Annotated in this window: 5 protein-coding genes; 4 read left to right on the top strand and 1 reads right to left on the bottom strand. The window is 41.2% G+C overall.

Going from position 1 to position 4,809, the window contains the following annotated elements; genetic code table 11:
- The first annotated feature begins 40 nt into the window (after positions 1–40).
- The 4 genes from B5E82_RS17610 (at position 41) to tnpC (ending at position 4,178) form a co-directional block, all read left to right on the top strand.
- A complete protein-coding gene (locus tag B5E82_RS17610; protein WP_087308823.1) occupies positions 41–763 on the top strand; it encodes a class I SAM-dependent methyltransferase in 723 nt (240 codons plus the stop codon).
- A 761-nt stretch (positions 764–1,524) separates the two neighbouring features.
- Positions 1,525–1,914 carry an IS66 family insertion sequence element accessory protein TnpA gene (gene tnpA, locus B5E82_RS17605; RefSeq protein WP_087166446.1) on the top strand — a complete coding sequence of 130 codons (390 nt, stop codon included), beginning with the start codon at positions 1,525–1,527 and terminating at the stop codon, positions 1,912–1,914.
- Positions 1,904–2,263 carry an IS66 family insertion sequence element accessory protein TnpB gene (tnpB, locus tag B5E82_RS17600; RefSeq protein ID WP_140393188.1) on the top strand — a complete coding sequence of 120 codons (360 nt, stop codon included), beginning with the start codon at positions 1,904–1,906 and terminating at the stop codon, positions 2,261–2,263. Before tnpA ends, tnpB begins: the two co-directional genes overlap by 11 nt.
- A gap of 289 nt (positions 2,264–2,552) precedes the next feature.
- Positions 2,553–4,178 carry an IS66 family transposase gene (tnpC, locus tag B5E82_RS17595; protein WP_087308822.1) on the top strand — a complete coding sequence of 542 codons (1,626 nt, stop codon included), beginning with the start codon at positions 2,553–2,555 and terminating at the stop codon, positions 4,176–4,178.
- Positions 4,179–4,218: 40 nt separating this feature from the next.
- Here tnpC and B5E82_RS17590 read toward each other — a convergent pair whose 3' ends face one another.
- The gene (locus B5E82_RS17590; protein ID WP_087308821.1) at positions 4,219–4,668 is read right to left on the bottom strand and encodes a hypothetical protein; all 450 of its coding nucleotides are present in this window, start codon (positions 4,666–4,668) and stop codon (positions 4,219–4,221) included.
- Positions 4,669–4,809 lie beyond the last annotated feature (141 nt).

The following is a 4,809-nucleotide window of genomic DNA, read 5'->3' as shown; positions in this document are numbered from 1 at the left end:
GATAATTGAGAATTATCGTTAAAATGCATGAGGTTAAAAGATGTCGGAAATTGATTTATCAAAAATTAAAGAGTTTTATAATAGAATACCCGAAATATGGGCGTCTGATGATGTATGGCATACATATTCACATTATGAATTAGATCATTATATTCATCAACATATGAATTTGTTTGAAGGTACACGAGTTTTAAATGCTGGTTCAGGAGGAAATGATTATGGAATTTCCTGCCAAGAAATGTATCATGTTGATATTGCAGAAGAAAAAATCAAAAATTGTAAGAATTATATAGTCTCTAGTATCGAAGAGCTCTCTTTCCCAGACGAAAGTTTTGACAATATTATTTGTGTTGGCAGCGTTTTGAATTACTGTGATGCCTTTCAGGCAATCTCAGAATTATCAAGAGTGTTAAAAAAATCCGGGAAAATAATTTTAGAATTTGAAAGCAGCTGGGGATACGAATATTTGAATACCAAGGAATATAAAGCACCTGTTACAGTTATCACTTTAGAATATATGCATGAACAACACATACAATGGCTGTTTTCACCAGAATATATTTATAAAATTCTAAAACAATATAATCTAAAAATATTGGAACAAACCCCTTTTCACATCTTAGATGGACTTTTATCCAAGATATTAAGTGAAGAATTATCCGTAAAATTAACCAAAATAGATCATATAATTAAAAACTGGCCCATTTTTCGGAAACACGGAAATAATATAATTCTTCTTCTTGAAAAATCATTTGTTCCATAATCGAGTACCTAGCCGCCTATTATAATAAATAAAATGCTAATTAGTTTCTTTTTAAAGTTCAGACCCATTATTACTATTGATGGATCTGAACTTACTTTTTGGATGATATATACAGTGTAACTAACGAAGTTAACACTCCAGTTATTATGTTCCCAATGATGCTTGTTGATGAAGATAAGGGAATATTCATAAAAGCCATTAATTTGCTGTAACCCAATATGATTATGACAGGTAATGTGAAAATGGCGCAAAGAATTAAAAATGTTACTTTACTAGGTCTATTGGGGGTTACAGGTATTGTTCCGGCTGTACGTTTGAAATTATTCTCTGGATTTAATGCGATACATGTAGAATTTGTAATTGAAACACTCTCTGAATAATCCAGTACATCATTTTGTATCAACTCGTAGTTTCGCTGTATTTCTTGCTTATATTGAATTAGCTCTTCAGCGGTCATGAATTTTTCATACCAAATCAAAAAATAATCATAATATATCGATCTTACAATTTGAAGATAGGTTTCCTTTGAAATACTTTTAATAGCATCATTTGTCTTTATATAAAGTATAGCTTCAAAATTACTTTCATAATTGTCTAATCCTAGTGGTAATGTATAGTAAGGAGCATTAATTCTTCCAAATTCCTCTACACAAAGTACTTTTAAAGAAAGTACACGGTAAATCAGTAGTACCGTGCCAGTTTCCTCGCTCCATGAGATAATAACTCCAGAAAACTACAAGTTTTTTAAAGGAGTTATCGCCATGGATAAAATCACACATCAAGTCCGTGCAGAGCATTGGACCAAGATTCTGAATGAATGTATGAACAGCGGGATGTCCAAGACCGCATGGTGCCGTGCAAACGGGATCTCTGAGAAGCAGTTCTTTTACTGGCAACGTATCCTGCGCCGGGAAGCCTATGAAGCATCTCAGAATCCGCCATTACCTGTAGTTGCAGAGACAGAACCGTTGTCTGCCGCTCAAAGGACGGTATCTTTTGCTGAGATCAAACTTCCGGCTGCATCACCAGATGCATCATCCATTTTCCATCCGGATCTGGTAATCCGGAAAGGGAACCTCGTCCTGGAAATCTCGAATTCAGCCTCAGCAGAATTACTCTCCCGGATAGGAGGAATCCTCCATGCTGAATAACGCATCCGGCCTTCGGAAAGTTTACATTGCCACAGGTTATACGGATCTGCGGCGCGGGATTGATGGACTGGCATCCATTGTGAAATTCAACTTCCAGCTGGATCCATATGAAAAGGATATCCTCTTTCTGTTTTGTGGAAGGCGCAGTGACCGCATCAAGGGGCTCGTATGGGAAGGGGATGGATTCCTTCTCCTTTACAAAAGGCTGGAGCTTGGCGGTTTCAGCTGGCCCCGCACAACAGAAGAGGCACTGGAAATCACTCTGGAGCAGTACCGTGCGCTGATGCAGGGACTGGAGATCGTATCCAGACACCCGATCCAGGAAGTTCAGCCCAGCGATCTTCTGTGAATCGTTGTGCAAAACGGAGAAAATAAAAAATCTTTTCGTATCTACTATTGCAGACACGGCGGGAGTTATCCACAACCGGGGCTCATACCATTCATTCAATTAAGAGTACTTCACAGCTATAAGCTGCTGTGTGGATAAGTACTCTGAAAAACTGAAAAAACTATTAGTTTTTTCGGCTTTTCAGAGTGTTTATCCTTTGGTGAGAATGACGAACCTTCTTTTTTATCCGGTTCGCTTTTTCTTTTGGTTTGCGGTACAATAGTTCCAGTAAAACAAAGGAGCGCCGAACATGCAGAAGATCTACTCACCGGAAGAATTGAACAGTTTCAGCAGGGAAACACTCGTGGCAGTGATCCTGTCCATGCAGGACCAGCTCGTCCAGCTGAATACAAACATGGAACGCCTGATCGAGCAGATCGCATCTGCGAATCATCAGCGTTATGGGCGATCTTCCGAAAAGCTGGACGTTATTGCCGGGCAGCTGGAACTGGAGCTCATCTTTAACGAAGCAGAAGCCCTGACCGAGACGCTTTATGTTGTCGAACCTGCAGAAGAAGATGTGATCCAGGTCACGCGCCGGAAGAAGAAAGGGAAACGTGAGGCAGATCTCAAGGATCTTCCTGTGGAAGTGCTCCCTCATACCCTTCCGGAAGAAAAGCTGCAGGAGATCTTTGGCCCAGATGGCTGGAAGCAGCTTCCGGACGAAATCTACAAAAGAGTCCGGGTTCAGCCGGCAGTCTACACGGTCGAAGAACATCATGTGGCCGTATATGCCGGCAGGGACAATCAGACGATCGTCAAAGCGGACCGGCCCAAGGAACTGCTCCGTAACAGCATTCTAACGCCTTCGCTGGCTGCAAGCATCATGAATGCCAAGTATGTCAACGGACTTCCTTTATACCGGATCAGCCAGGAGTTTCTGAGAAATGACATCCACATCTCCCGGCAGGTAATGGCAAACTGGATGATTCAGTGTGCGGACCGATATCTGGGGCCGCTTTATGATTACCTTCATAACAGGATGTACCGCTTCCATGTGCTGCAGGCCGATGAGACTCCGGTCAAGGTATCGAAGGATGGGCGCCCGGCAAACAGCAAGAGTTACATGTGGGTTTACCGAACAGGAAAGGAATATGGGGATACCCCCATTATCCTGTATGAATACCAGAAGACCCGGAAAGCAGATCATCCGCGGGAATTCCTGAAAGGATTCACAGGAGTAGTTGTCTGTGACGGATACTCCGCCTACCGGAAGCTGGATCGGGAAAGCGAGACCATCGTTTTTGCAGGGTGCTGGACCCATGCGAGAAGGTATTTCGCCGACGCCCTGAAAGCACTGCCGAAAAAGGAGCATCCGGCGGCCAAAGATACGGTCGCTTACGAGGCGATCAAACGGATCGGCGCAATCTACCATCTGGATAACCAGCTCTCTGATCTGAAACCAGATGAGCGCAGAAAACAGCGTCAGATTAATCTCAAACCTCTGGTGGAGGCTTTCTTTGCGTGGGCAAAAGAGATCCAGGCTTCCGGTCGTCTCTCCAAAGGAAAAACACTGGATGGGATCAACTACTGCATTAACCAGGAAGAGACATTAAAAGTATTCCTGGATGACGGCGAAGTCCCGCTTGATAATAACGCAACGGAAGGTGCGCTGCGCAGCTTCTGCCTGCACAAACATGCATGGAAGCTGATCGACAGTATCGACGGCGCAAAATCCAGTGCGATCATCTACAGCATTACGGAAACAGCAAAGGCGAATAACCTGAGTCCTTTCCGTTATCTGGAATACGTCCTGACTGTGATGAAGGACCATCAGGAGGATACGGATTACTGTTTTATGGAAGAACTGCTTCCCTGGTCAGAACAGCTACCGGAAATCTGCCGGAGTAAAACAAAAACAACAAATGTTGTGTAAACCGGCCGCCGGTAACGGCGGTCATAAAATGAGTCGGTACTCATGGTTTACCGTATACTAAAGAAATCTGGCTTTCCCAATTTATACTCTCACCAGAATCTTTATTACTAATTTCTGTTACATAATATGAATAATCAATATTATTTTCTTTATAGTAACTTTGAATCAAACTCAAATAGACTAAAAATATAGTATTGATCCGATACTGATCTAGAACTGCAAGGTATTCATCCACTACTATCTTTGTCTTTTTTAGATAAGTTGTCATTGAGAGACCAATCAATTTCCCATCTAAATATAACACAAACATATAGATTTCGAAATAATTATTCTCTTTATTCTTTGATAGCCAGAAGTTAATTTCATTAGTTGCTGTTCTAATTTCAAAAGGAATCGTTTCATTATAAATGCGTAAAGCTTCAATATATTCTTCATCAGTAATTTTATTAACACGTCTTATACTAAATTCATGACCAAAATCACCTTTCATGTGATTCTCCTTCGTATTTAATGATAATTCTCAATTATCCGTATTAAGAAGACAGTGAAGAAAGTAGAATTTTGTGATACACTACCCAAAAAAGCGTGGAGGACGAAGATATGGATTATAAGGAGCAGATTGGAAGATATC

Origin of the sequence: Lachnoclostridium sp. An138 (assembly GCF_002160765.1) — a bacterium.
Lineage (GTDB): Bacteria > Bacillota > Clostridia > Lachnospirales > Lachnospiraceae > Laedolimicola > Laedolimicola faecalis.
The sequence above is the reverse complement of the archived record's forward strand: the minus strand, read 5'-3'. Positions and strand labels throughout refer to the sequence as shown.

Bases quoted from the DNA above. Each gene is read 5' to 3' on its own strand.
- B5E82_RS17610 (WP_087308823.1), top strand. From the start codon at position 41: ATGTCGGAAATTGATTTATCAAAAATTAAAGAGTTTTATAATAGAATA.
- B5E82_RS17590 (WP_087308821.1), bottom strand. From the start codon at position 4,668: ATGAAAGGTGATTTTGGTCATGAATTTAGTATAAGACGTGTTAATAAA.
- tnpB (WP_140393188.1), top strand. From the start codon at position 1,904: ATGCTGAATAACGCATCCGGCCTTCGGAAAGTTTACATTGCCACAGGT.
- tnpC (WP_087308822.1), top strand. From the start codon at position 2,553: ATGCAGAAGATCTACTCACCGGAAGAATTGAACAGTTTCAGCAGGGAA.
- tnpA (WP_087166446.1), top strand. From the start codon at position 1,525: ATGGATAAAATCACACATCAAGTCCGTGCAGAGCATTGGACCAAGATT.